This window comes from Massilia litorea (assembly GCF_015101885.1).
GTDB lineage: Bacteria > Pseudomonadota > Gammaproteobacteria > Burkholderiales > Burkholderiaceae_D > Telluria > Telluria litorea.
Genome location: NZ_CP062941.1, coordinates 3,143,180 through 3,166,289 on the forward strand (window position 1 = coordinate 3,143,180; position 23,110 = coordinate 3,166,289).

Below are 23,110 nucleotides of genomic sequence, written 5' to 3' on the forward strand. Positions count from 1 at the left end.
TCGTCGCCACGATCGCTGCGCGGTCCTCGCCTCCTTTTCCGCGGCTGCGCCGCGCACCCGTCCGCCGGATGCGCGACAAGACGGTGGTTTTTGGCTTACCATAACGTCAATTCCCCCGTCCTCAACCGTGACTTCCATGACAAGCAAAAAAATTGCCAACGTAGTCGTGTCGGCCCTGCTGTTGGCGTGCGCCGGCTTTTCCGTTTCCACTGCCGCTAGCGCCGCCGCTCCCGTGCCGGTCCCGGTGGTGACGGGCCTGCCCGACTTTTCCGACCTGATCGACAAGGCAGGTCCCGCGGTCGTGAACATCCGCACCACCGAGCGTGTACGGATGGGGCAGGGCGGACCGGGCGAAGAGGAAATGCAGGAATTCCTGCGCCGCTTCTTCGGCCAGCCGATTCCGCGCCGCCGCTCCCCCCAGCAGCAGCCGCAGCAGGAAGAAGAAGTGCAGCGCGGCGTCGGCTCCGGCTTCATTATTTCCGACGACGGCTATGTGCTGACCAATGCCCACGTGGTCGAGGGTGCCGACGAAGTGACCGTCACGCTGACCGACCGCCGCGAATTCAAGGCCAAGGTGCTGGGCTCGGACAAGCGCTCCGACGTCGCCCTGCTGAAGGTCAGTGCGACCAATCTGCCTTACCTGCGCACCGGCGACTCGAGCAAGATCCGGGTCGGCGAGTGGGTGATCGCCATCGGTTCGCCATTCAATCTCGATAACACGGTGACAGCCGGCATCATCTCGGCCAAGTCGCGCGACACCGGCGAATACCTGCCGCTCATTCAAAGCGACGTCGCCGTCAATCCCGGCAATTCGGGCGGCCCCTTGATCAACATGCGCGGCGAAGTTATCGGCATCAACTCGCAGATCGCCACGCTTTCCGGCGCCTACAACGGCATTTCCTTCGCCGTGCCGATCGACGAGGTCATGCGCGTGGCCGAGCAGCTCAAGAAGACCGGCACCGTCACCCGTGGCCGCCTGGGCGTGCAGATCAGCGAAGTCACGCGCGACGTCGCCGAGTCGCTGGGCCTGGGCAAGGCGCGCGGGGCCGAAGTGTCGATGGTCGAAGCGGGCGGCCCGGCCGAAAAGGGCGGCATCAAGGTCGGCGACATCATCCTGAAGTTCAACGGCCAGGCGATCGAGACCACGCGCGACCTGCCGCGCCTGGTCGGCGCGACCAAGGTCGGCGCGCGCGCGACGGTCACCGTCTGGCGGCGCGGCCAGCAGATCGATGTGCCGGTGACGATCGTCGCGCTGGAAGACGAAAAGGCGGTCGCCCCCAAGCCGCAACCGAACAAGCCGGCGCCGGGCGCAGCGCCGAATGCGCTCGGCCTGCATGTGTCGAACCTGAATGCCGAACAGCGCCGCGGCCTGCGCCTCGAGGGCGGCGTCGTGGTCGACAGCGCCGAGGGCAGGGCGGCCGCGGCGGGCGTGCGCGAGGGCGACCTGATCCTGCAGATGAACAATGTCGAGATCAAGGACGCGGCCCAGTTCAACGCGCTGGCCGGCAAGCTCGATCCGAAGAAGAGCGTGGCGGTGCTGGTGCGGCGCGAGAACGTGACGCAATACCTCGTCATCAAGCCGGTCAAGTGATGCGCTTTACTCTCTATTCGCGCAGCTACTGCCATCTTTGCGAGGATATGCTGAACGCCCTGCAGGCCATGGCGCCGGCGGGGCAGGCCTTCGAGGTCGACGTCATCGATGTCGATGCCGACCCGGCGCTGGTGGAGCGTTTCGACGAGCTGGTGCCGGTGCTGTATGGGCGGCTCGATGAGCCTGAGCTGTGTCACTATTTTCTCGATGCCGAGGCGGTACGGCGCTATCTCGACCGCGAGCTGGTGCGGGCTTCGTAGGGTGGGCTCCGCCCACGCGGAACACGGCATGCAAACCGCACCGTTTCCCGCAAGCTGGGGCGGTATGCACGAGTTCGACCGCGTGGGCAGAGCCCACCCTGCGGTGCGCCGACCTTACTGGTCACAAAGACTCCCCAGCAGCCCTCCCACAGAAACCGGGCTTTCTACCCTGAAATCCGGTAAAATGCCTGGCTTGGAAAAGCTTTTGTCCCTCGCACACAGGCTTACACGTTGAGATAAGGCGCTCGCCTGGGGAGAACCAGCCCCACACGAAGCGCCTTTTTCGTATTGCGCCGGCAGTTCGCGGCGCCGCCCGGCAGCCTGTCGGCGGCTTCGCCCCTTTTTGGTTTTGAGCTTTGTTAATGAACAACATACGTAACTTCTCCATCATCGCCCACATCGACCACGGCAAATCGACCCTGGCCGACCGCATCATCCAGCTGTGCGGCGGCCTGTCGGACCGCGAAATGGACGCGCAGGTGCTCGACTCGATGGACCTGGAGCGCGAGCGCGGCATTACCATCAAGGCGCAGACCGCTGCCCTGCAATACAAGGCGCGCGACGGCCAGGTCTACAACCTGAACCTGATCGATACCCCGGGCCACGTCGACTTCAGCTATGAAGTCTCGCGCTCGCTGTCCGCCTGCGAAGGCGCGCTGCTCGTCGTCGACGCTTCGCAAGGCGTGGAAGCGCAGACGGTCGCCAACTGCTACACCGCACTGGACCTCGGCGTGGAAGTCGTGCCGATCCTGAACAAGATCGACCTGCCGCACGCCGATCCCGAGAACGCCAAGAAGGAAATCGAGGACGTGATCGGCATCGACGCGTCCGACGCGACCGTGTGCTCGGCCAAGACCGGCCTCGGCGTGGAAGACGTGCTGGAAACCCTGATCGCGAAAGTCCCGCCGCCGAAGGGCGACCCGGACGCACCGCTGCAGGCCCTGATCGTCGACTCCTGGTACGACCCCTACGTCGGCGTCGTGATGCTGGTGCGCGTCGTCAACGGCACCCTGCGTCCGAAGGACAAGATCCTCCTGATGGCGACCGAGTCGGTGAACCTGGTCGAGAACATCGGCGTCTTCACGCCGCGCTCGGTCTCGCTGCCGGAACTGAAAGCGGGCCAGGTCGGCTTCATCATCGCCGGCATCAAGGAACTGACCGCCGCCAAAGTGGGCGACACCGTGACCCTGGCGAACCGTCCGGCCTCAAGCCCGCTGCCGGGCTTCAAGGAAGTGCAACCGCAGGTCTTCGCCGGCCTGTTCCCGGTGGAAGCGAACCAGTACGACGCGCTGCGCGACTCGCTGGAAAAGCTGAAGCTGAACGACGCCGCGCTGATGTACGAGCCGGAAGTGTCGCAGGCGCTGGGCTTCGGCTTCCGCTGCGGCTTCCTGGGCCTGCTGCACATGGAAATCGTGCAGGAACGCCTCGAGCGCGAATTCGACATGGACCTGATCACGACGGCCCCGACCGTGGTCTACGAGGTCGAGATGCGCGACGGAACGGTTATTCGCGTCGACAACCCGTCGAAGATGCCGGAACCATCGAAGATCAACGAAGTGCGCGAGCCGATCGTCGACGTCAACCTTTACATGCCGCAGGAATATGTCGGCTCGGTGATGACGCTCTGTAACGGCAAGCGCGGCATCCAGATGGACATGGCCTACCACGGCCGCCAGGTGAAACTGCACTACGAAATCCCGATGGCGGAAATCGTGCTCGACTTCTTCGACCGCCTGAAGTCGACCTCGCGCGGCTATGCCTCGATGGACTACGAGTTCAAGGAATACCGCTCGGCCGACGTGGTGAAGGTCGACATGCTGATCAACAGCGAAAAGGTCGATGCGCTGGCGATCATCGTGCACCGCGCCAACGCGCCGTACCGCGGGCGTCAGGTAGCAGCGAAAATGCGCGAACTGATCCCGCGCCAGATGTTCGACGTGGCCATCCAGGCGGCGATCGGCGCCACCATCATCTCGCGCGAAAACGTCAAGGCGCTGCGCAAGAACGTGCTGGCGAAGTGCTACGGCGGCGACATCAGCCGCAAGAAGAAACTGCTTGAGAAACAAAAAGCCGGTAAAAAACGCATGAAACAGGTTGGTTCGGTGGAGATTCCACAGGAAGCCTTCCTCGCCATCCTTCAAGTGGAAGATAAATGAACCTGCAACCAATCCTGGGGAATTTTGCGCTTATTCTGTTCGTACTCATGGTGGTCACGGGCGTCGTCTGGTTCCTGGACGTCTTCGTCCTGGCCAGGCAACGCCGGGCCGCCGCGGACGCCGCGCTGGCCGAATACGATGCCCGCACGGCCAAGCTGATTGCGGACGGCATCAAGGTCGACAACAACGGCAACCGCGCGGCAATCGAGGCGGCGCACCTGCGCCAGCCGACCTGGGTCGAGTACTCGGGCAGCTTTTTTCCGGTGATCGCGCTGGTGTTCTTCCTGCGTTCCTTCCTGTGGGAACCGTTCAAGATCCCGTCGAGCTCGATGGTGCCGACCCTGCTGGTCGGCGACCTGATCCTCGTGAACAAGTACACCTACGGCATTCGTCTGCCGATCGTCAACAAGAAGATCATCGAGATCAACGATCCGCAGCGCGGCGACGTCATGGTCTTCAAGTATCCGAAGGACATGAGCCAGGACTACATCAAGCGCGTCATCGGTGTGCCGGGCGACAAGATCACCTACGAAAACAAGCGCCTGACCGTGAACGGCGTGCCGGTGCAGTACACCCCGCTCGACGAATACCTGGACGACGAACGGCCGGTCTACCACAAGCAGTTCGTGGAAAAACTGCCGGGCATGGAACACCGCATCCTGAACACGGATCCGGCACGCTCCTTCAACCTCGACGGCGTGGAGAACTTCCCGCACCGCGACGCCTGCGACTATTCGTATGATAAATTTACCTGTACCGTACCGGCAGGCAACTACTTCATGATGGGCGACAACCGCGACAACAGCGCGGACAGCCGCTACTGGGGTTTCGTCCCGGACAAGAATATCGTCGGCAAGGCCTTCCTGGTCTGGATGAACTTCGGCGATCCGAAGCGCATCGGCGCGATCAAGTAACAGGAAAGAGGCCGGGTTCGGCCTCGCCAAGGAGTCATGATGCAGGACCGCAAACCCGTAAGCTCGACGAAGCAGCAGGGCATCTCGCTCACCGGCCTGATCCTGGTGTTGATGGTGCTGGGCGTGTTCGCCCTGCTGGCGATCAAGGTCGTTCCGTCCTATCTCGAGTTCCGCGCCGTTCGCGACGGCATCGCGCGCGCCAAGGCGGCCGGCGGCAGCGTTTCCGAGATGCGGCAAGCCTTCGATAAGTCGGCTGAAATCAATAATATCGATGCGATCCGCGGCCGCGACCTCGTCATCGGCAACGAAGGCGGCAGCCCGCAGATCAGCTTCGCCTACGAAAAACGCATTCCCCTGACCGCGCGCGCCACCCTCGTCATCGATTACGATGGCACGACCGACCCGAGCGGCGTCGTGGCGGCGAAAGAGGGCGGCTCGAACTGATCCGCCATCCGGCCGCGCCGCTTCGACGCGTGCCGGGCAGGGAACCCGCCGCTGCCCGTCTTGGAGCGGGGGAACCCTCATGGCGCGCGCCGCCCGGCGCCGCCCAACCGAGCAGGAAGCGCCGCCTTCGCTGCGGCCGTACTACAATACATCGACAATGAATCTTCAGTTATTGCAAACACGCTTGGCTTATACGTTCCGGGATGCTGGCCTCTTGCAGCAGGCCCTGACACATCGTAGCCATAGCAGCCTGCATAACGAACGCCTCGAATTCCTGGGCGACTCGATCCTGAACTGCGTCGTGGCCTCGATCCTGTACGAACGCTTCAGCCACCTCGACGAGGGCGACCTGTCGCGCCTGCGCGCCAATCTCGTCAAGCAGCAGTCGCTCTTCGAAATCGCGACCAGGCTCGAACTGTCGCAATTCCTGCGCCTGGGCGAAGGCGAGCTGAAATCGGGCGGCTTCCGCCGTCCCTCGATCCTGGCCGACACGCTCGAGGCCCTGCTCGGCGCCATCTTCCTCGACGCCGGTTTCGATGCCGCGCGCGACGTCATCCGTGCTTTCTACATTCCCTTGCTCGACACGGTCGACCCGCGCACCCTCGGCAAGGATGCCAAGACGCTGCTGCAGGAATTCCTGCAAAGCCGCAAGATTTCCTTGCCTACCTATAACGTGATCGCCACCCATGGCGCCGCCCACAGCCAGGAATTCGAAATCGAATGCCTGGTCCCGAAACTCGGCATCCAGGTCTTCGGCCGCGGCGGCAGCCGCCGCGCCGGCGAACAGGCCGCCGCGCGCCTGGCGCTGGAAACAGCCGAACAGGCGCTGCGCAAGACCCCGGCCGCCGGCCGCAAGGCCAAGCCGCGCGCCGCCCAGCTCAAGCTGGCCGGCATCGCCACCATCCAGGGCGACGAGGCCGCAGACGCGCCACTCGCCGTTCCGACCAAACAGGCATGAAGAAGCTCAGTATGAATACCGAAGACCACACCCCCGACAACACGCCCGGCCAGGACCTTCCCCAGAACGACGCGGGTGAAGAGCAGGGCGCCGACCTGAACGCCTTCTTTGCCGACCGCAAGGACGCCAGCGGCGGCGCCTCGCCGCAAGGTTTCCGCTGCGGCTACATCGCCATCGTCGGCCGCCCGAACGTGGGCAAGTCGACGCTGATGAACCAGTTGATCGGCGCCAAGGTGTCGATCACCTCGCGCAAGGCGCAGACCACGCGCCACCGCATCACCGGCATCCAGACCCATGACGACGCCCAGTTTATCTATGTCGATACGCCCGGCTTCCAGACCCGTCATGCGAATGCACTGAACAAAACGCTCAATAAAACTGTCTCGAACACGCTGACCGCCTCGGACGTCGTCCTGTTCGTGATCGAGGCCGGCAGCTTCGGCCCGGCTGACCAGCAAGTGCTGGACCTGCTGCCGAAGAACGTGCCCGTGATCCTGGTCATCAACAAGTCGGACCACATGAAGGACAAGGCGACCCTGATGCCCTTCGCGCAGAAGGTGGCGTCCCTGCGCGACTTCACGGCCATCGTGCCGGTGTCGGCCAAGTTGCGCTTCCAGATCGATTCGCTCGAACGCGAGATCCGCAGCCACCTGCCGGAAAATCCGCCCGTGTTCGGACCGGACGACATCACCGACCGCAGCGAGAAATTCCTTGCGGCCGAGATCGTGCGCGAGAAAGTGTTCCGCCTGCTGGGCGACGAGCTGCCTTACACGAGCACGGTGATCATCGAGCAATTCCTGCAGGAAGGGAATCTGCGCCGCATCTTCGCCGCCATCCTGGTCGAGCGCGATACCCACAAATCGATGATCATCGGTAACAAGGGTGCGCGCCTGAAGGAAATCTCGACCCAGTCGCGCCTCGACATGGAAAAGCTGTTCGGCGGCCCCGTGTACCTGGAGATCTGGGTCAAGGTCAAGTCCGGCTGGGCCGACAACGAAGCGGGCCTGCGCGCCTACGGCTACGAGTAAGCCCCCGGAGGACTTCCCCCAACGCATGACGAGCCTCGACACTCCTCTCGATCCCGACAAGACGGCGGCCGAGGGCTCCGCGCCCGTGCCTCGGCGCAGCCGCGCGCCCCTCAGCCAGGTCCGTGTCAACGGCCAGCCTGCGTTCGTGCTGCACAGCTATCCCTACAAGGAAACGAGCCTCATCGTCGACCTGTTTACGCGCGACCACGGGCGCATTGCCGTCGTGGCGAAGGGCGCGAAGCGGCCGCTCTCCAAACTGCGCGGGGTGCTGCAGACTTTCCAGCCCTTGTCGGTGTCCTGGAGCGGCAAGTCCGAGCTGCGTACCCTGATCGACGCCGAATGGGTCGGCGGCATGCTGCCCATCGAACGCACGGCCTTGCTGTGCGGCTTCTACCTGAACGAATTGCTGGTGAAATTGCTGGCGCGCGATGATCCGCACCGGGCGCTGTTCGACCACTACATTTCGACGCTGAACGAGCTGGCGCACGGCGAACCGGCACAAATTGCCTTGCGAAAGTTCGAACGGGCCTTACTTAAGGAAACAGGCGTCGCCGCCGACCTGAAACGCTCGACGACGACGCGCGAGACGGTCGACGCCGCGCTCGATTACGTGGTCGATCCCGAGCGTGGCGCCCGCGAAGCGCGCGTGTCCGATGTCTGGCCGGTTGTTTCCGGCAAGACCCTGCTCGACATGGAGCGCGAGGATTACGCCGATCCGGCGACGCAGGCGCAGAGCAAGCAATTGATGCGCTTCCTGCTGGCGCACCACCTGGGCGGGGTGCCCTTGAATACGCGGCAGATTTTGATCGATTTGATGCAGTTATAAAACCTAAACAACCATGAGCTTCCTGCAACCCGTCGGCCCGGTCATCGACCTGGGCGTCAACATCGACCACATCGCCACCGTGCGCAACGCGCGCGGCACCGTTTACCCGGACCCGTTGCGCGCCGCCTTATTGGCCGAGCAGGCCGGCGCCGACCTGATCACGCTGCACCTGCGCGAAGACCGGCGCCACATCAAGGACGCCGACGTGCTGGCGATGCGCCCGCAGCTGGCCACCCGCATGAACCTGGAAGCGGCCGTCACGCAGGAGATGATCGACTTCGCCTGCCAGGTGCGTCCGCAGGACGTCTGCCTGGTGCCGGAGCGGCGCGAGGAAGTCACGACCGAAGGCGGCCTCGACGTCATCCGCTATTTCAAGGAAGTCGAGACGGCGGTAAAGCAGCTGAAAGGCGAGGGCATCCGCGTCTCGCTTTTCATCGATGCCGACGAACAGCAGATCGAAGCCGCGGCCCGCACCGGCGCCACCGTGATCGAGCTGCACACCGGGCGCTATGCCGAGGCGGAAGCTTCCGAGGCGCTGCACGAACTGGAGCGCATCAAGGCCGGCGTGGCAGCCGGCGTGAAGCACAGCCTGGTCGTGAACGCCGGCCACGGCCTGCACTACACCAACGTGCAGCCGGTCGCCGCGATCCGCGACATCGCCGAACTGAACATCGGCCACGCGATCGTGGCCCACGCCTTGTTCGCCGGCTGGGAAAACGCCGTGCGCGAAATGAAGGCGATCATGGTTGCCGCGCGCTTGGGCGTGACGCTGGGGGCACAGTGAGCGAGGGGTTGACATGATTTATGGCATCGGCACCGACATCGTCCAGATCTCGCGTGTCGAGGCCGCGCTCGCGCGCAGTGGCCCACGTTTCGCGGAAAAGATCCTCGGGCCCCAGGAGCTCGAGAAATACCATGCGCGGCGCGCGCGCAGCGAAGTACGCGGCCTGCGTTTCCTGGCCACGCGCTTTTCGGCCAAGGAAGCGTTCTCGAAGGCGATCGGCCTGGGCATGCGCATGCCCATGACCTGGCGCTCGGCGCAAATGCTCAACGCCCCGAGCGGCAAGCCGATGATCGTCTGCAGCGGCGCACTCGAGGAATTCATGCGCGAGCACCGCCTGAGCGCGCAGGTAACGATCAGCGACGAGGCTGATTACGGTGTTGCCTTCGTGATCGTAACGCAGGACGCCGCGCCATCGTCATCAGATAAGTGATACGCCAGTGACCCAGGAAGTGGATTCGAACGAGTTGCCGGAGGACCCGGCGCCAGACAACAAGCCTGCCCATGCGGTGGCGGAAGCGCCGATCGCCTATGCGGCCGCGGGCGGGGCCGCCATGCCTGCGCCGCATCCCGTCGAGGGCAAGCCCGCGAGAGGCAAGCGAGCCGAGGGCTCCGCCCCGCGCGCCCGTCCCGACGCCTGGCAGGTAATGAAGGAAGAGCTGACGGCGACCCTCAAGGGCGACGCCCTTGACCCCGTGCAGCCCAGCCTGTCGGCGCGCGAGCAGGTGCTGGCGACCGTTGCCAAGCTGCCCGGCCTGCCTGGTGTCTACCGCTATTTCGACGCCAACCAGAACGTGCTCTACGTCGGCAAGGCCCGCAACCTGAAGAACCGCGTGTCGAGCTATTTCCAGAAGAACCTGTCGAGCCCGCGCATCGCGATGATGGTGTCCCAGATCGCCCATCTGGAAACGACGGTCACGCACAGCGAAGCCGAAGCCCTGATCCTGGAAAACAACCTGATCAAGGCTTTGAAGCCGCGCTACAACATCCTGTTCCGCGACGACAAGTCCTATCCCTATTTGAAGATCACGGGCGGCGATTTCCCGCGCATGGCGTATTACCGCGGCGCCCTGGACAAGAAGAACCAGTATTTCGGCCCTTTCCCAAGCGCTTGGGCGGTCAAGGAATCCATGCAGATCCTGCAGAAGGTGTTCATGCTGCGCACCTGCGAGGACAGCGTGTTCGCCAACCGCACGCGTCCCTGCCTGCTGCACCAGATCGGCCGCTGCAGCGGGCCCTGCGTCAACCTCATCGACAAGGAAGCCTACAAGGTAGATGTCGAGAACGCCGCGAAGTTCCTGCGCGGGCGCCAGACCGAGGTCATGGAAGACCTGCAGGGCAAAATGCACGGCTTCGCCGAAAAACTGATGTTCGAGCAGGCGGCCGGCGTGCGCAACCAGATCCAGTCGCTTTCGCGCGTGCTGCACCAGCAGAGCATGGAAACGACGGGGGACGCCGACGTCGACGTCATCGCCGTGGTGGTGCAGGGTGGGCGCGCCTGCGTCAATCTCGCCATGGTGCGCGGCGGACGCCACCTGGGCGACCGCGCCTATTTCCCGACCCAGGTCGGCGAGGCGATCGCCGAGCTGTCGATCGAATGCGAAGTACTGGCCGCCTTCCTGGTCCAGCACTACACGGACAAATTCATCCCGGGCACCCTGATCCTGAACATCGAGTTCGACCAGCCGGAACTGATGGTGGCGCTGATCGAGCAGTGTGGTCACCGCATCAACCTGATTTTCCAGCCGCAGGGCCAGCGCCGCCAGTGGCTTGAGCTTGCTCAAAAGGGCGCCGAGATCTCGCTGGCCCGCCTGCTGTCTGAACAAGGGTCGCAACAGTCGCGCACGCGCGCACTGGCCGAGGCCTTGTCGCTGGACGCGACCGATCTCGACACCTTGCGCATCGAATGCTTCGACATCAGCCACACGGCAGGGGAGGCGACCCAGGCATCCTGCGTGGTGTTCCACCACCACGCGATGCAGAACGGCGAATACCGGCGCTACAACATCAACGGCATCACGCCGGGCGACGACTATGCGGCAATGCGGCAGGTGCTGATGCGCCGCTACGAAAAAGTGGCGAGCGGCGACGGCGTGATGCCCGACGTCGTGCTGGTCGACGGCGGCAAGGGCCAGGTCGAGATGGCGCGCCAGGTATTGTCCGAGCTGGGCCTGGACATCGGCCTGATCGTCGGCGTGGCGAAGGGAGAAGGCCGGCGGGTCGGCCTGGAAACGCTGATCTTCGCCGACGGCCGCGCACCCCAGGAGCTGGGCAAGGAGTCGGCCGCCCTGATGCTGGTCGCCCTGATCCGCGACGAGGCGCACCGTTTCGCCATTACCGGCATGCGCGCCAAGCGTGCCAAGACGCGCCAGGCTTCGCGTCTCGAGGAAATCGAAGGCATCGGCGCCAAGCGCCGCCAGCGCCTGCTGGCCCGCTTCGGCGGCCTGCGCGGCGTGGTCGACGCCAGCGTCGAAGACCTGTGCCAGGTCGAGGGCATCTCGACCGCGCTGGCGGAAGAGATTTATCGGCAGTTGCATTGAAGGCTCATGCCCTTCGCGCTTGCATCGGGCGGAGGTCATCGCCAACTCTGTGCCGACGCTGCAAACGCGTGGAGTCAGGACTCCACGCGTTACGGTGCCTGCATCCCGCCACCGCATCTCCTCGCCCCTGCCGAGCTCAACTGGTTTAAAAAGCAATACCCATGTAGACTAGCGGCGCACGCATTTTTCAACGGTAAGCCAGATCACGCCCTTATGCCTTTCAACATCCCGATTCTCCTGACCTGGTTACGTGTAGCACTCATTCCCCTCGTTGTCGGCGTCTACTACCTCCCCACGCACTGGCTGCCGGTCGCCGACCGCAACCTGGCTGCCACCCTGGTCTTCATCGTGGCCGCGATCACCGACTGGTTCGACGGCTTCCTGGCGCGCCGCTGGAACGAAACCTCGGCCTTCGGCGCCTTCCTCGATCCGGTCGCGGACAAATTGATGGTGGCCGGCGCGCTGCTGGTGCTGGTCCAGCTCGACCGCGTGAACGCGATCATCGCCTTCGTCATCATCGGCCGCGAAATCACGATCTCGGCCCTGCGCGAATGGATGGCCGAAATCGGCGCCCGCAAGTCCGTCGCCGTGAGTTCGCTGGGGAAGGTGAAGACCGCGGCCCAGATGGTGGCGATCCCGGCGCTCCTGTTCCACGACACCCTGTTCGGGATCGACGTCCACTTCTGGGGCGAGATCCTGTTATGGGTCGCCGGCGTCCTCACGGTGTGGTCGATGTTCTACTATCTGCGCAAAGCGTGGCCGGTGATTAAGGAAAAAGGCGGGAATCTGTAAGATTACTTCTCTGTCATCCTTGACGTACGGATCAGATCATCTATAATGCTTGCCTGTTGTGACGACATCGCAGCAAACGACAGACAAAGCGGGAGTAGCTCAGTTGGTAGAGCGCAACCTTGCCAAGGTTGAGGTCGAGAGTTCGAGACTCTTCTCCCGCTCCAAAGTTTGCAGCAGTCGGCAGTAGCAAGCAGTAAGGGTTGTCTTGGAAATTGCCACTAATTCTGAGATAATCGATGTTTCCAGAATGCGGGAGTAGCTCAGTTGGTAGAGCGCAACCTTGCCAAGGTTGAGGTCGAGAGTTCGAGACTCTTCTCCCGCTCCACTCCGGAGCAGCAGTAAGCAGGTAAAGAAACACACTCCATGCGGGAGTAGCTCAGTTGGTAGAGCGCAACCTTGCCAAGGTTGAGGTCGAGAGTTCGAGACTCTTCTCCCGCTCCAAAAAGCGTGTGGTTAGCAGTAACTCCTAAGCGGGAGTAGCTCAGTTGGTAGAGCGCAACCTTGCCAAGGTTGAGGTCGAGAGTTCGAGACTCTTCTCCCGCTCCAAGAATTCAGAGAAGTCCTTCTTCTCCTGTTGATGCGGCACATAACCCGCCGGCTCAGCAGCAATACCATATCCTCTGGCGAGGTAGCAAAGCGGTTATGCAGCGGCCTGCAAAGCCGTCTAGACGGGTTCGACTCCCGTCCTCGCCTCCAAATATCAAGGACTTAGCTCGCATTGGGCTGGTTCATCAAGCGGTAGCACCTCCCGACGCGGTAGGTGCACCTCCCAGTGAAACGGCCAATTGGCCGTCGTCTTCCGGATGCAGGCTCAGTGAGGGTTGAGTCATGGCATCCATCAAACAAACTCCATCCGGCGCATTCCAGCTCTGCGTCAAGAACCGGCTCCTTCCGAAAACGCTGTGGGCGACGTTCGACACGCGCGAAGCGGCCGAACAGTACGGCCTCCAGCTTTAGCGGCTGCTCGGGCAGGGCATTGTGCCCTCGGCGCTGCTCGTGCGCGTCAAGGTTGGGCTGAAGCCAGGCCAGCGGAAGCCGCCTATTAAGATCGATGAGGATGCGCCTTGCTTGTCTTCGTAGAAGGGCGAGGAGACTTTTCAGGTTCCGGGATTCGTCAACGTCGTACCGACGGGTGCACGCGGCGCGGTGGACACACTCGCGTTTGGGATCGTGGGAATGACCTCAGTGTCGGCGAAAGGTAAGCGTACTTACGAGATCAATATTCGGGGCAGCGCTCGACCGGTGGTCGTAAGACACTGCCTTGGCGCCGAAGGCGTGAATTTTCGCCTTTACCATCGTATGGGAGATGCTAAACCATATGCGACGTATTACTTCGCCCTCGGTTACGACACCGAGCGGGACTGCCGGTGAGTTCGTTTAGCACCGAAACAGCGGAATCCATGGCCGGGCGGTGACTATTTTCCTGCCTCTTCCTGCATTCGATTAATCAGTCCCTCCAGACAGGCCATCAGCGGCTTTGCCTCCTCGGCCGAGAGCGCACCTGAGAAACTCACGACCGTGTCATATGGTTGATTCTTGTAGCGGGTGGCGAACTGCATCCGTTCGCCCTCTAGCAGTGCGGTGACCGCAGACAACGTACCGATGAAGTCGGCGAGACCAAGAATGTATCCTGGCGAGTCGGCAGCAAATATCTTTGTCGGGATAAGCGCTTTGCCTTCTGATTCTTTCGCGATCCAGAAGTTAGTCGGGCCAGGCAGCACGACCTTTTGTTCGAACTGCCCCTTTTTGAACTTGGCTCCGGGCGTCTGCAGCTTGCCAGCCTTAATAGCTCCCGCGGTCATGCCAAGACGCAGATTAAGAGAAAAGTCGTATGCCTCGACCACGTCAGGTTTCATGTCAAGCACGACAGCGCGCATACCGCACGTGGTGTAACCGTTCGCGTCCCTGCCAATCTGAGGTTGGAGTTGCGCACTTGCCGCTTGCATGACAACTTGGGCCTGTACGGGAAGGCTCAGCGTACTTACCAGGCCCATCAATATTAGTTTTTTCATCCTGACGATTATACCGTCGGGTTTGATGCTCGGTAGCAAGTTCGAAGGTCGGGACAGCATTGGCCTATCGTATGTAGGGCCGACGGTGATTTGTCGATCGTCGATATTTTCTACAAGTGACAATGTGAGATATTTTTCCGTAAAGATACTGATAAGCTTGGTTGCAAACGTAAACAGAAGTTCGGCCAATGCACCCGCTTGTATTCCATCCTCCTTCCAAGAGAAGTCGCGTTGCGATTTCGACAGAGCGCCATTCCGAATACACGTCGGCCGCCATGCACAGGCAAAACCGGACGCTACCGTTCGACGTACGCACGCTTACGGATGGCGCCCTGGTAGGGATATCCGCGACAGGGGATCACCTGTTTCTTCATCAAGATGAGCTCGATTGCCTGCTCAACGATCCTGACAAGTTCCCGCCGAAGCGCAAGGCCGAGCTGGCGGCGCGCTTCTTTCTCCCTAACCACGGTCGCAACGTGGGAAAGGAGCGCCTGCTCGCCGCCCGCCGTGCCGCGAAACGCGAAACCGTCGCCGCTGGCCCGTCGCTCCACATCATCGTGCCAACGCTGCAGTGTGGGCACACTTGTCAGTACTGCCAAGTTAGCCGCGCCCAGTCCGACTCCGGATTTTCCATGACGCCAGCGGCGCTCGACGCCGCGTGCGAGCGCATCTGGGAGAGCGACGCAGATGTCCTGACGGTGGAGTTTCAGGGCGGCGATCCACTGTTGCGCTTTGACCTGATCGTTCGGGCGGTGGAGAGACTGACCGACATGAACCATGACGGAAATAAGCGCCTCCGATTCGTGGTTGCATCGACCTTGCACCAGCTGACCGAGGAAATGTGCGCATTCTTTCGGGCACATGACGTGGTTCTGTCCACCAGCCTCGACGGGCCGGAACACTTGCACAACCGTAACCGGCCAGTGCCGGGTAGGGACAGCTATCGGCGCACCCTGGACGGAATCGCGCTGGCCCGGCAGCGCATTGGCGAACACGCGGTATCGGCGCTGATGACGACGACTCGAGCGTCTCTCGAGTTTCCCGAGCAGATCGTCGATGAGTACGTTCGCCTGGGCTTCAACGAAATCTTCTTACGCCCCCTGAGCATTTATGGCTTCGCGAAGCGCAACTTGGCGCGGGTCGGCTATTCGCAGGAAGAGTTCCAGGTGTTTTACGAGCGGGCGCTGCAGCGAATACTGTGGTGGAACCAGCAGGGCGTCCCGGTGCGCGAAGTGTACATGTCCATCGTGATGAACAAGATTCTGTCGACCTTCGACGCCGGCTATGTGGATCTGCAAAGTCCGACTGGCGCCGGATCGAGCGTGCTGGTCTACAACTACGACGGCTGGGTCTACCCGAGCGACGAGGCGCGCATGCTCGTCGAGACCGGCGATGCGAGCCTGCGTATGGGCCGAGTAACCGATTCGCTGGCCCAGTTGCTGTCTTCGGAAACGAGACTGCAACTGATACAGGCGAGCGAAACCGCGGCAGCCGACTGCACCTCATGTGCTTACCGCCACTATTGCGCCCCGAACCCAGTGGACAGCCAGGCCCAGTTCGGCCGGCCCGACGTGCCGGCGCATCAGACGGAGCATTGCGGGCGTCACCAATGGTTGTTCGACACGGCGTTCGCGCTGCTGCATGGTGCTGACGCAAATTCGGAAGAGATGTTCCATGTATGGGCGCGGCCGAGTACGACGCAGGAGGCCGCATGCGACAGGTAAGCGTCGAGGTAGGGATGGCCGCGGCGCGCGGCATCTATCGCGTCGTCGCGTTCGCAAACCTGGCGGAGCAGTGGCAGGACGATCTCCAGTTCCTGGTGCTGGCGCCCGACGAGGCGTCGTTGGCCCAGGTCGAGACTTTGCGTCAGAAAGGGCTTCGCAATATCGCGGCGGCGACGGCGCTCGGCTTGGAGGAGGGCGACATTGTCGACTGCGAACCTGATCGCGCGAGGGCGACTGTGCTGTTCCGCGAGAGCGACGTGCACCACAGCTTGTTCCTGACCAACCGCTGCAACAGCTACTGCGTCATGTGTTCCCAGCCGCCGACTCGTCATGACGACGGATGGCTGGTGGACCAGGCAATCGATATCGTGCGTCATGTCAGAGTGCCGCCACCTGTCATCGGCGTCTCCGGCGGCGAGCCGCTGCTTGCTGCCGCAGGGCTGGAGCGCGTCCTTGCGAGTATCAAGGACTGCTGGCCCGGGACGGACGTCGAGGTATTGACGAACGGCCGCCTGCTGCATGATGTCCGCGTCAAGGAAGCGCTGTTCAGCGAGCCGCCGGCCAATGTCCGCTGGCTGGTGCCGCTCTACGGGCACGCTGACTTCCTGCATGATTTCGTGGTCCAGTCGCCTGGCGCATTCGACGAGACGCTAGATGGACTGCTTACCCTGCAGGAGATGCGCCAGCCGATCCAGCTGAGGATCGTGCTTATCCAACCGGTGCTCGACGTCCTGGACGAGCTGTGCCGCTTCATCGGGCATAACCTGCCGTTCGTCGAGTGTGTCGCCTTGATGGCTTGCGAGCCGACAGGGTTTGCGCTGGCGAACCGGGACATCTGTGACCTGGACTTGTTTGAGGCGGGACCAGCGCTGGAGCGCGCTTCGCGTGTACTCGACCGATATCAGGTTCGGCACGTCTTCATGAACGCGCCGCTGTGTGCGCTGCCGCCGCGTCTTTGGACGCGGGCCACACGCAGTATTTCGGACTGGAAGAATACGTATGCCGACGACTGCGCGAGGTGTACGGTCAAGGACCGCTGTTGCGGGCTATTCGCGTGGCACGAGAAGAATTGGAAACCCACCAAGTTGAAGCCGATAGAGGAAGCGATCGCATGAGCAAATTTATTCGAAATCTCACCCTGTTCATCGCTGGGCTGCCGCTCGCGACAAGTCGCGCCGCCGAGGTACCTGCGCCGCAGGCGCCTCGACTCGACGACCTCGATAAAGCGGTTTCGCTTCGGCCGCTGAACCTGGAGATGGACAATCTGTTTGCATCCCATCGTTCGCATTCGTCCCATCGCTCGCACTCGAGCCACAGTTCGCACTACTCTGGGTCTGGCGCGAGTAGCAGCTACGTGCCCAGTTATACCCCGCCGGCGGCGCCTACCCCGTCGCCTGAGCCGGTGGTGACAACACGCGCCGCGCGGCTCACCGACGCAAACGAGGCGGCGATGGCCGCGAGCGCGAGACCGCCTGCTTTGACCGTCGACGAAAAACGCCGGCTACAGGTGATGCGTGTTCAAATAAGACTGAACAGCTTGCACCTGTACGATGGGCACCTCGACGGAATCTTCAGTAGCGAGACGAAGGAGGCGCTCAAGCTGTTCCAGAAGGTAAAGGGACTGCCCGATACCGGGCTGATGAGTACTCCAACGCTGAATGCGCTTGGCATTTCGGCGGTGAAGTAGAGGGTGGATGCAGTTGGTCCGCGAATCACCTACCAAGCGTTTCGAGCTCGTTTCGCCTACGGCTGACCGCGAAGCCGGGATTGACGCCGACACTAGACGAATGACGATAGAGGAATTACCCGTTCGCTAACTCGGGTAGCTGACTATCAAGGTCAAATTTGTTCAGAGATCGCATGCATCGTCAAAGACCCATTGGACCAATGCTTTCCACGTGGCACGATTGAGGGCGTGATGTAGCTCTACTAACGCTGGTAGCTGCTACACCCATCCAACTACGATGGCCTTGTACCGATAAAGCGCCCTAAATTCCCCACGGTCGGCTCAAAAGGAGGTTCCAATGCAAGCTCCTGATTTTACTGATGAGATACGGCCTGCAAAGCCGTCTAGACGGGTTCGACTCCCGTCCTCGCCTCCAGAATGCAAGTCAAAATCGCCTCCTGAAGGCGATTTTGCATTTCTGGCACCTCAGGCATGAGCGCGTCCCGGCGTCCGACGTCAAACTGCTTGATACCGTGCATCTGTTACCTGCCCTGCACCTGTCGCCGCCAGGATACCGGGCGATGGTAGGGCGGGGCAGTCTGAACGGCTTGCGGCCTCCCGCCGGATTACAGGTTGGGGCCGAGATTCATCGTCGGCGAGGGGCGGTACATCGCGTGGGCGACGCGCACCTCGCTGGCTGCGATGTCCGCCGCCATGCCTTCGAGCGCCTCGAGCAGCCGGTGCGCCAGCGCGGCCTGGTCCTTGTCGAGCCGCGAGCGGTCCACCGCGTCGTGCCAGGTGCGCGGCGTGGCCCCGTCGACCGACTGCAGGGCCAGCTCCTCCAGGTTGCCAAGCACCGAGATGAGCCGTATCTCCTCGTGATTCGCCCAGCCGTCGCCGCTTGCGGGAAGAAAGCGCCTGCGCAGCTGGTCCGCCGCGCAGGCGCCGGCGGCGGCAAGATTGCCCACCTGTTCAGGATCCATGTTCAGATGCAGTCCGCCCTCGTCCTGCTTCAGGCTCAGATGGACGACCCGGTCGCGGTAACCGGCATACGGAAACAAGATATCGTCGCGCCAGGACTGCATGGTGTTGACGATCGCGGTGAGGAAGGGCAGGATGCCGGCGCTTTCCGCCGCCGGCTCGGTCCAGTGCCTGCCGCGGCCGGCGCTGTTGTTACGCGGCAGGTAGGCACGCCCGTTCGCGGGACAGGCCAGCCTGTCGTCGATCCGGAAGCTCGGGTGTTCGCGTTTCAGGTTCACCGCGAAGGTGGGATGGCGCGGCAGCAGCGCGTCGAAGAACTGGAGCGGCAGGTTGCTGCTGATGCCGCCATCGGAAAACCACACGCGTTTCAGGGGTGCCGGTCCGTGGCGGGCTTTCTCGGTATAGTCGAAGGCGTACAGCGGAATGGCGGAGAGCAGGATCGGGAAACTCAGGCTCATGCGGACGGCGACGATGACCGGCAGCGCGCCGGCGCGCGGCAGGGGCAGCAGCTGGCGGCCGTCTTTCGTTACCGGACCGGGTTCGCCCTCTTTCGCGGCCGCGCGCAGGTAGTCCAGCACCGTCTCGGGGAACAGTTTGTCCCATTCGTCCGGATCGAAATACCAGGCCTGTGCATCGGCGCGAAAAGGCAGGGCATAGGGCGTGTGCTGGGATACGGCCGTCGTCACCACCTGCAGGTCGATGGCGCGTTCTTCATCGGCAGTCGCCGCGCCATGGTGCCACAGGTCGCCGAAGGTGAGGGGAACGCCCGGCGCCATGCCCGCCAGCTCATTCAGGTAGACGTGCAGCCAGTCGGTGAGCGCGGGCGCGCGGGTCGGCCCCATGGTGCGGCCGGAACACATGCCATGAAAATTGCTGCGCAGCGCAGCCAGGAAGCCGCGCAAGGCAGCGCCCAAGCCCCAGGCGCAGGACAGGATGCTGGCAAAAACGGCTGCGAGCAGCCAGGCAGGCGCGGCGCCCGGATGGTCGCGCCAATAGATGCCGGTGGCCAGCACGCCTGCCGCGGCGGCGACGAAGGCGGCGCTGCCGGTCCGGTCGGGGCCGGCAGCGCCGGCGCGGCCGGCCAGGGCCCACGCGATGGCGCCGGCCAATCCTGCCGCACCCAGTGCCGCCAGTTGGGAAATCGCTACCCTGTGCCAGGGCAGGCCGGTGGCCGCGCTCACGGCTAGCGTGGTGCAGAGCAGGAGCAGGAGCGGCCAGCGGACGGCGCCGGCCAGCCGCAACAGCACCGAGCAGGCGGCCGCGCCAGGGTTGGGTGCGGAAACGGCGGCCAGCAATAACTCGAATGCGCGCCCGGCCGCGGCGATGGGCTGGAACAGGTGCAGCAGCCGGCTGCGCCCGCCGCTGTGCCGGCCACTGCGTGCGCCCAGCTGTTCTGGCAACTCGTCGAGGGCGTCGAAGGCGTCGGGGCGGCGCCCGGACTGGCGTCCAAGCTCCGCGGCGGCGCAGGCGGCAGCGGCAATCGCGCCCGCCGACGTGCCGCCGATATTCTTGAAACGATAATCACGCGCCAGGCGGCTGGCCAGGCGTGGATAGATGATTCCGCTTGTGACGCCGCCTTTCATGACGATGTCGCACAGGGGCAGCGTGGTCGGGTCCATGGCAAGGAGGATAGCAGCATGCTAAGAATGCGGCGCATGAACAAGCGTTGCGGCCCGACGGGGGCCGCAATGCTCGCTGGCACGCGCAGGCACGCATTCAGCGGTTCCACGGTGAGGGACAGAGGATTTATCTACCCGAGTATTCATTTTTAGTCAGGAAAGTGTCAACATGGGTGGTGTTGGCTGATCCATTCCATCGGCCCCTCGAGCGAAGTCGCTCGGCGTCAATACGCCCGCGCCGCTCGAGAGGCTGATCATTCGCGACACAGCGGCCTTGTCCGCCGCTGCCTCGTGGACGCTCCGGCCCAGCCGTCTTCCACTCTACAACCAATCGAATCACCGTCCATGATCATTTCGTCCGCCACCGATTTCCGCGAAGCCGCCCGCCGCAAGCTGCCGCCATTCCTGTTCCACTACCTCGATGGCGGCGCCGGTGCCGAGCAGACGCTGCGCAATAACGTCAGCGACCTGCAGGCGGTCAAGCTGCGCCAGCGCGTGTTGCGCGGCGCCGAGCAGCTCGACCTCGGCGTCGAACTCTTCGGTGAGCGCTACGGCTTGCCGATCGCGCTGGCGCCGATCGGCCTGGCCGGCATGTACGCGCGCCGCGGCGAGGTCCAGGCGGTGCGCGCCGCCTGCCGCGCGAATATCCCCTTCATCCAGTCGACCGTCTCCGTCTGCCCGCTGTCGGAGGTCGCGGCCCAGGCCTCGCATCCGATCTGGTTCCAGCTGTACGTGCTCAAGGACCGCGCCTTCATGCGCGACGTGATGCGCCGCGCCTGGGAGCTGGGGGCGAAAAACCTCGTGTTCACGGTCGACATGCCGGTTCCCGGCGCGCGCTACCGCGACGCCCACAGCGGCATGAGCGGCCCGTATGGACCGCTGCGGCGCGTCCTGCAGTCGATGCTGCATCCGAAGTGGGCGCTGGACGTGGGCGTCTTCGGCCGGCCGCACGACCTGGGGAACATCTCGGCCTATCGCGGCCATGCGACCGGCCTGGCCGACTACATCGGCTGGCTGGGCGCGAACTTCGATCCCGAGATCGCGTGGAAGGATCTGCAATGGATCCGCGACGAGTGGAAAGGGAAGATGATCATCAAGGGCATCCTCGACCCGGACGACGCGCGTGATGCGCTCGCGTTCGGGGCCGACGGCATCGTCGTGTCGAACCACGGCGGCCGCCAGCTGGACGGGGCCATGTCGACGGCCGAGGTGCTGCCGTCGATCGCCGCCGCGGTCGGGGGCCGGATGACGATCCTGGCCGATGGCGGGATCCGCACCGGCACCGACGTGTTCCGCATGCTGGCGCTGGGCGCCGACGGTGTGCTGATCGGGCGCGCCTTCGTCTACGCACTGGCGACCGGGGGACAGGCTGGGGTCGAGAAGCTGCTGGCGATCATGGAGAAGGATATCCGCACGAATATGGTGCTGACCGGCGTGAAGTCGGTTGCCGAGATCGGGGAACAGTTGCTGGCCCGATAGACCATCGGCGGGCCCATCGCACAGGCCGGCCAAAAGAAGGCTACAATGCAAGCTGTTGATTTTATTGATGAGATACGGCCTGCAAAATCCATCCAGATGGGTTCGGCTTCCGTCCTCTCCTCCGGACTGCACTGAAAATCGCCGCCCAGCCGGCGATTTTGCATTTCCGGCTCTGTTCAAGATTGCGAATACGACCATGGGTCACAATATCCACACCCTCAAGGAAGCCCGCGCCCTCGCGCTGCGGGTCTGGCGCGATGCCGCCACCTTTTTCCTCAGCATCGAACTGGCACTGATGGTACTGGTGGCGGTGTCCACCGTCGCCGGCGTCTTCTTCGCGTTCATGGGCGATCTTCGCAGCGTGGTGGCTTTCGGCTTTGCGATCGCCTATGTCGCCGTCCGCTCGATATTGCACGTCAGGCGCAAGCTGAGCTGGCCGTTCATTTGATCCGGAGCCGGCTATCACGGCGCAGGTCCGTCCGTTGAGGTGGTCTTCCCCGCACCACGACCCACAGTCGCCGCTACATGCTGTGGTGCTGAGGCGGAAGATTGCTGAGTGCCCAGGCATACAGGGCAACGAAAACCAGGACGTCAAAGGCGCTGCCCAAGCAGACATAGAGAAGCGGCATGCTCAGCCGCGTCCCAAAGTGCAGCGCGACGATATGCAGAATGATCTTGTGAGGGATCATGACAATGAAATAGGTTTCGATCGCCAGGCTGTAGAGCAGCTTCACGACGAGCCGTTCGTCGAACAAGTGATACCCTACTCCTAGCATGAAAGGAAACACCAGAAGGCAGCGGTAACCATTGGTCATCAGGTCGCCGGCATGTTGTTCGAGAGAGTAGGCAAACGACTCCGGCCACACCAGCAGGACCAGGATACTGAGCAGGAGAATGACACAGAGCGAGCGCAGCAGGTACTTGATGGGCAGCAGCCTCCCTTCGAGGCGGCCTGCGGCGAACCAGGCTGCGCCGCCAAATGCAAGGGCCCCGAACAGCATTTCCGGCGAAGGAATCGCTGACTTCAGCGGCGCCAGCAGCTGATGCAGCGGCTCCGCCTGGCTCGCCCCGACGATGGTGCCAGCCGGCAGACCCAGCGCTTTCAGCCAGAATCCGATGTATTGCGTCCACTGGTGTATCAGCAGCGGCTGCGCAGCGAGTAATAGCGCCCATAGAACGAATGCGATGCATACCCCGGTAGCCAGATTACGGGTGTCGAATGGTGCTCTCGCCAGCGACCTGTGCGGCGCCACGGCCGCGAACATGGCCTTGGCCTCCCCGAGCTTTCGCAGGGGGAGCCGGAACGCGGTGTCGTCAGTATCGATCATGTGCTTGTGGC

The 23,110-nt window shown here is 63.0% G+C and carries 21 protein-coding genes and 5 tRNA genes; 23 read left to right on the plus strand and 3 right to left on the minus strand.

The window, feature by feature from the left end; translation table 11 throughout:
* Window positions 1-136 precede the first annotated feature (136 nt).
* From LPB04_RS14080 to LPB04_RS24300, 18 genes are all read left to right on the plus strand, one after another.
* Window positions 137-1,591 carry a DegQ family serine endoprotease gene (locus tag LPB04_RS14080; protein ID WP_193685177.1) on the plus strand — a complete coding sequence of 485 codons (1,455 nt, stop codon included), beginning with the start codon at window positions 137-139 and terminating at the stop codon, window positions 1,589-1,591.
* Window positions 1,591-1,851 carry a glutaredoxin family protein gene (locus LPB04_RS14085; protein ID WP_193685178.1) on the plus strand — a complete coding sequence of 87 codons (261 nt, stop codon included), beginning with the start codon at window positions 1,591-1,593 and terminating at the stop codon, window positions 1,849-1,851. Before LPB04_RS14080 ends, LPB04_RS14085 begins: the two co-directional genes overlap by 1 nt.
* Window positions 1,852-2,213: 362 nt before the next feature.
* Window positions 2,214-4,007, plus strand: a complete 1,794-nt coding sequence (lepA, locus tag LPB04_RS14090) for a translation elongation factor 4 (RefSeq protein ID WP_193685179.1) — start codon at window positions 2,214-2,216, stop codon at window positions 4,005-4,007.
* Window positions 4,004-4,921, plus strand: a complete 918-nt coding sequence (lepB, locus tag LPB04_RS14095) for a signal peptidase I (RefSeq protein WP_193685180.1) — start codon at window positions 4,004-4,006, stop codon at window positions 4,919-4,921. The genes lepA and lepB overlap by 4 nt, the downstream gene beginning before the upstream one ends.
* A 36-nt stretch (window positions 4,922-4,957) precedes the next feature.
* On the plus strand, window positions 4,958-5,365 hold the full coding sequence (locus LPB04_RS14100) for a DUF4845 domain-containing protein (RefSeq protein ID WP_227496408.1): 408 nt from the start codon (window positions 4,958-4,960) through the stop codon (window positions 5,363-5,365).
* Window positions 5,366-5,549: 184 nt separating this feature from the next.
* Complete coding sequence (gene rnc, locus LPB04_RS14105) at window positions 5,550-6,323, plus strand: ribonuclease III (protein WP_407943860.1); 774 nt, start codon at window positions 5,550-5,552, stop codon at window positions 6,321-6,323.
* Window positions 6,320-7,351, plus strand: coding sequence for a GTPase Era (gene era, locus LPB04_RS14110; protein WP_227496409.1), 1,032 nt, complete (start codon window positions 6,320-6,322; stop codon window positions 7,349-7,351). The genes rnc and era overlap by 4 nt, the downstream gene beginning before the upstream one ends.
* A 25-nt stretch (window positions 7,352-7,376) precedes the next feature.
* Window positions 7,377-8,177: a DNA repair protein RecO gene (recO, locus tag LPB04_RS14115; RefSeq protein ID WP_193685182.1), complete on the plus strand. Its 801-nt coding sequence runs from the start codon at window positions 7,377-7,379 to the stop codon at window positions 8,175-8,177.
* A 13-nt stretch (window positions 8,178-8,190) separates the two neighbouring features.
* Complete coding sequence (locus tag LPB04_RS14120; RefSeq protein ID WP_193685183.1) at window positions 8,191-8,961, plus strand: pyridoxine 5'-phosphate synthase; 771 nt, start codon at window positions 8,191-8,193, stop codon at window positions 8,959-8,961.
* Between the two features lie 13 nt (window positions 8,962-8,974).
* Complete coding sequence (gene acpS, locus LPB04_RS14125; RefSeq protein WP_193685184.1) at window positions 8,975-9,391, plus strand: holo-ACP synthase; 417 nt, start codon at window positions 8,975-8,977, stop codon at window positions 9,389-9,391.
* 214 nt (window positions 9,392-9,605) lie between these two features.
* Window positions 9,606-11,498: an excinuclease ABC subunit UvrC gene (gene uvrC / locus LPB04_RS14130; protein WP_193689002.1), complete on the plus strand. Its 1,893-nt coding sequence runs from the start codon at window positions 9,606-9,608 to the stop codon at window positions 11,496-11,498.
* A gap of 213 nt (window positions 11,499-11,711) precedes the next feature.
* Window positions 11,712-12,290: a CDP-diacylglycerol--glycerol-3-phosphate 3-phosphatidyltransferase gene (gene pgsA, locus LPB04_RS14135; RefSeq protein ID WP_193685185.1), complete on the plus strand. Its 579-nt coding sequence runs from the start codon at window positions 11,712-11,714 to the stop codon at window positions 12,288-12,290.
* An 88-nt stretch (window positions 12,291-12,378) separates the two neighbouring features.
* Window positions 12,379-12,454, plus strand: a tRNA-Gly gene (locus LPB04_RS14140).
* Window positions 12,455-12,539: 85 nt separating this feature from the next.
* Window positions 12,540-12,615: transfer RNA gene (locus tag LPB04_RS14145), tRNA-Gly, on the plus strand.
* A 40-nt stretch (window positions 12,616-12,655) separates the two neighbouring features.
* Window positions 12,656-12,731 (plus strand) — tRNA-Gly (locus tag LPB04_RS14150).
* 29 nt (window positions 12,732-12,760) lie between these two features.
* Window positions 12,761-12,836 (plus strand) — tRNA-Gly (locus LPB04_RS14155).
* A 76-nt stretch (window positions 12,837-12,912) separates the two neighbouring features.
* A tRNA-Cys gene (locus LPB04_RS14160) sits at window positions 12,913-12,986 on the plus strand.
* Window positions 12,987-13,118: 132 nt separating this feature from the next.
* A complete protein-coding gene (locus tag LPB04_RS24300) occupies window positions 13,119-13,247 on the plus strand; it encodes a hypothetical protein (protein WP_267878198.1) in 129 nt (42 codons plus the stop codon).
* Window positions 13,248-13,705: 458 nt separating this feature from the next.
* On the opposite strand, the gene LPB04_RS14165 is transcribed toward LPB04_RS24300, so the two are convergent.
* Window positions 13,706-14,491 (minus strand): hypothetical protein, encoded by a 786-nt coding sequence (locus LPB04_RS14165; RefSeq protein ID WP_193685186.1) that lies wholly within the window; start codon window positions 14,489-14,491, stop codon window positions 13,706-13,708.
* A gap of 86 nt (window positions 14,492-14,577) precedes the next feature.
* On the opposite strand from LPB04_RS14165, the gene hxsB reads away from it, so the two are divergent.
* From hxsB to hxsA, 3 genes are read left to right on the plus strand one after another with little or no spacing between them, the layout of a single operon-like run.
* Window positions 14,578-16,026, plus strand: coding sequence for a His-Xaa-Ser system radical SAM maturase HxsB (hxsB, locus tag LPB04_RS14170; RefSeq protein WP_193689003.1), 1,449 nt, complete (start codon window positions 14,578-14,580; stop codon window positions 16,024-16,026).
* The gene (gene hxsC, locus LPB04_RS14175; protein ID WP_193685187.1) at window positions 16,014-17,141 is read left to right on the plus strand and encodes a His-Xaa-Ser system radical SAM maturase HxsC; all 1,128 of its coding nucleotides are present in this window, start codon (window positions 16,014-16,016) and stop codon (window positions 17,139-17,141) included. Before hxsB ends, hxsC begins: the two co-directional genes overlap by 13 nt.
* Window positions 17,138-17,713 (plus strand): His-Xaa-Ser repeat protein HxsA, encoded by a 576-nt coding sequence (gene hxsA, locus LPB04_RS14180; RefSeq protein ID WP_193685188.1) that lies wholly within the window; start codon window positions 17,138-17,140, stop codon window positions 17,711-17,713. Before hxsC ends, hxsA begins: the two co-directional genes overlap by 4 nt.
* A gap of 605 nt (window positions 17,714-18,318) precedes the next feature.
* On the opposite strand, the gene LPB04_RS14185 is transcribed toward hxsA, so the two are convergent.
* Entirely contained in the window at window positions 18,319-20,292 is a 1,974-nt protein-coding gene (locus LPB04_RS14185) for a patatin-like phospholipase family protein (RefSeq protein ID WP_193685189.1), read from the minus strand.
* Window positions 20,293-20,637: 345 nt separating this feature from the next.
* Between LPB04_RS14185 and lldD the strand changes: the two genes are divergently transcribed.
* Window positions 20,638-21,771: an FMN-dependent L-lactate dehydrogenase LldD gene (gene lldD, locus LPB04_RS14190; protein ID WP_193685190.1), complete on the plus strand. Its 1,134-nt coding sequence runs from the start codon at window positions 20,638-20,640 to the stop codon at window positions 21,769-21,771.
* 196 nt (window positions 21,772-21,967) lie between these two features.
* Window positions 21,968-22,219, plus strand: a complete 252-nt coding sequence (locus LPB04_RS14195) for a hypothetical protein (protein WP_193685191.1) — start codon at window positions 21,968-21,970, stop codon at window positions 22,217-22,219.
* A 73-nt stretch (window positions 22,220-22,292) separates the two neighbouring features.
* Here LPB04_RS14195 and LPB04_RS14200 read toward each other — a convergent pair whose 3' ends face one another.
* On the minus strand, window positions 22,293-23,099 hold the full coding sequence (locus LPB04_RS14200; protein WP_193685192.1) for a hypothetical protein: 807 nt from the start codon (window positions 23,097-23,099) through the stop codon (window positions 22,293-22,295).
* Window positions 23,100-23,110: the final 11 nt, after the last annotated feature.

What these genes read in the sequence shown, in the direction of transcription:
- LPB04_RS14080 (WP_193685177.1), top strand. Translation starts at nt 137, where the DNA reads ATGACAAGCAAAAAAATTGCCAACGTAGTCGTGTCGGCCCTGCTGTTG.
- LPB04_RS14085 (WP_193685178.1), top strand. Translation starts at nt 1,591, where the DNA reads ATGCGCTTTACTCTCTATTCGCGCAGCTACTGCCATCTTTGCGAGGAT.
- lepA (WP_193685179.1), top strand. Translation starts at nt 2,214, where the DNA reads ATGAACAACATACGTAACTTCTCCATCATCGCCCACATCGACCACGGC.
- lepB (WP_193685180.1), top strand. Translation starts at nt 4,004, where the DNA reads ATGAACCTGCAACCAATCCTGGGGAATTTTGCGCTTATTCTGTTCGTA.
- LPB04_RS14100 (WP_227496408.1), top strand. Translation starts at nt 4,958, where the DNA reads ATGATGCAGGACCGCAAACCCGTAAGCTCGACGAAGCAGCAGGGCATC.
- era (WP_227496409.1), top strand. Translation starts at nt 6,320, where the DNA reads ATGAAGAAGCTCAGTATGAATACCGAAGACCACACCCCCGACAACACG.
- recO (WP_193685182.1), top strand. Translation starts at nt 7,377, where the DNA reads ATGACGAGCCTCGACACTCCTCTCGATCCCGACAAGACGGCGGCCGAG.
- LPB04_RS14120 (WP_193685183.1), top strand. Translation starts at nt 8,191, where the DNA reads ATGAGCTTCCTGCAACCCGTCGGCCCGGTCATCGACCTGGGCGTCAAC.
- acpS (WP_193685184.1), top strand. Translation starts at nt 8,975, where the DNA reads ATGATTTATGGCATCGGCACCGACATCGTCCAGATCTCGCGTGTCGAG.
- uvrC (WP_193689002.1), top strand. Translation starts at nt 9,606, where the DNA reads ATGAAGGAAGAGCTGACGGCGACCCTCAAGGGCGACGCCCTTGACCCC.
- pgsA (WP_193685185.1), top strand. Translation starts at nt 11,712, where the DNA reads ATGCCTTTCAACATCCCGATTCTCCTGACCTGGTTACGTGTAGCACTC.
- LPB04_RS24300 (WP_267878198.1), top strand. Translation starts at nt 13,119, where the DNA reads ATGGCATCCATCAAACAAACTCCATCCGGCGCATTCCAGCTCTGCGTC.
- hxsB (WP_193689003.1), top strand. Translation starts at nt 14,578, where the DNA reads ATGCACAGGCAAAACCGGACGCTACCGTTCGACGTACGCACGCTTACG.
- hxsC (WP_193685187.1), top strand. Translation starts at nt 16,014, where the DNA reads ATGCGACAGGTAAGCGTCGAGGTAGGGATGGCCGCGGCGCGCGGCATC.
- hxsA (WP_193685188.1), top strand. Translation starts at nt 17,138, where the DNA reads ATGAGCAAATTTATTCGAAATCTCACCCTGTTCATCGCTGGGCTGCCG.
- LPB04_RS14185 (WP_193685189.1), bottom strand. Translation starts at nt 20,292, where the DNA reads ATGGACCCGACCACGCTGCCCCTGTGCGACATCGTCATGAAAGGCGGC.
- lldD (WP_193685190.1), top strand. Translation starts at nt 20,638, where the DNA reads ATGATCATTTCGTCCGCCACCGATTTCCGCGAAGCCGCCCGCCGCAAG.
- LPB04_RS14195 (WP_193685191.1), top strand. Translation starts at nt 21,968, where the DNA reads ATGGGTCACAATATCCACACCCTCAAGGAAGCCCGCGCCCTCGCGCTG.
- LPB04_RS14200 (WP_193685192.1), bottom strand. Translation starts at nt 23,099, where the DNA reads ATGATCGATACTGACGACACCGCGTTCCGGCTCCCCCTGCGAAAGCTC.